Below are 1,213 nucleotides of genomic sequence, written 5' to 3'. Positions count from 1 at the left end.
CGGGGCTGCACTACAACCGCTTCCGCTACTACGACCCGCAGGCCTGCTGTTACTTAAGCCCGGACCCGATAGGGCTGGCGGGGGGATTAAACACCTATGGTTACGTTCACAATCCGCTAGGATGGATAGATCCATTAGGGCTAGCTGGATGTTCTACTCTTGATCGCATTATTGCTGATGCTAATAAGGTTGCGTCACCTGGAGGGCATATAACTCCAAAGCAAGCAGAAATATTAAAAGGTAATTTACCAGTAGTTCAAAGACGTAGTGCTTTCCAAAATAGGTTGTCACGTAAAGAATTTGTGAGAGATCAAAAATATCTTATGAGTCAATGGGAAGCGAATACAGGAAGAGTTTGGCCTACTGGGGCAACTCCGCATCATATAATTCCATTGGAAAGTGGGGGGGCGAATAAATGGTGGAACTTAATGCCTACACATGGAACATTACCAAACCACTCTTTACCTGGAATACCTGGCCCGCACGCAGCAGGTGGTGTGCTTCGTACTACAGTCCAACAAGGTAGGAAAGCTTTACCGCCAGGAACCATAACCGATTTGAGATTTTAATATGATTGATATTAATAAAGTGTTGGAAGAAATAGATAAGGCAAGATTCTTTTCAAATATGGGGGTGTCTGACATCCAGAATGAAAATGTTATTTTAATTAAAGATGTTGAAAAGGTGTTCATTAATCCATCTGATGTGGAGTTTAATGGCCTTTATGCTAGTGCTGAGTGGCTTCCGACCTCGCCAACTCAAGATGACCCATTTTATAAAGGTCAAACTACATCTAAAGAGCTTGCAGAGCTTAGAATTAAAGTAAATAAAGCAGTATTAAATGCAACTAAAGGGTTACCTAAAGATAAATTTATATGCTTGCCACATGATTTTAGCCAGGCGGCAAGAAATGGAATATGCTTTGCTTTTAGGCAGTATGTATCTGAAAAGTATCAAAACCTAGGAACTAGATGGGAGGATGTTGTGCGGATATATTATGCTGGGCATTGGCCTGTTGGCTTTGCTCAAGAAAAAATAATAGCTATTTAATATAAGACTAGATAGATCCAAGAAGGATCTATCTAGTTATTTGTAACTGTGGTTACGCCAGTATATTATCCTGATGTACTTGAATGACCACCTGACCAGGCATCACGCTGATCGCCAGCGGTTGCCCGGTCAGGCCGCACTGCGTCAGCCAGTCCTCTGGCAG

Annotated in this window: 3 protein-coding genes; 2 read left to right on the top strand and 1 reads right to left on the bottom strand. The window is 42.5% G+C overall.

Annotated features, from left to right (window positions below):
• Positions 1-569, top strand: a 569-nt coding sequence (locus DBA33_RS20235) for an RHS repeat-associated core domain-containing protein (RefSeq protein ID WP_276148144.1), incomplete at its 5' end; no start/stop codon positions are given.
• 1 nt (position 570) lies between these two features.
• Positions 571-1,050, top strand: a complete 480-nt coding sequence (locus DBA33_RS20230) for a hypothetical protein (RefSeq protein WP_064512411.1) — start codon at positions 571-573, stop codon at positions 1,048-1,050.
• 52 nt (positions 1,051-1,102) lie between these two features.
• On the opposite strand, the gene DBA33_RS20225 is transcribed toward DBA33_RS20230, so the two are convergent.
• The gene (locus tag DBA33_RS20225; RefSeq protein WP_276148145.1) at positions 1,103-1,198 is read right to left on the bottom strand and encodes a SymE family type I addiction module toxin; all 96 of its coding nucleotides are present in this window, start codon (positions 1,196-1,198) and stop codon (positions 1,103-1,105) included.
• Positions 1,199-1,213: the final 15 nt, after the last annotated feature.

The sequence above is a fragment of the Yersinia sp. IP36721 genome (genome assembly GCF_003634395.1).
In the GTDB taxonomy this organism is placed as follows: Bacteria; Pseudomonadota; Gammaproteobacteria; order Enterobacterales; family Enterobacteriaceae; genus Yersinia; species Yersinia entomophaga.
Note: the sequence above shows the minus strand (reverse complement) of the source record. Positions and strands in the feature narration are given on the sequence as shown.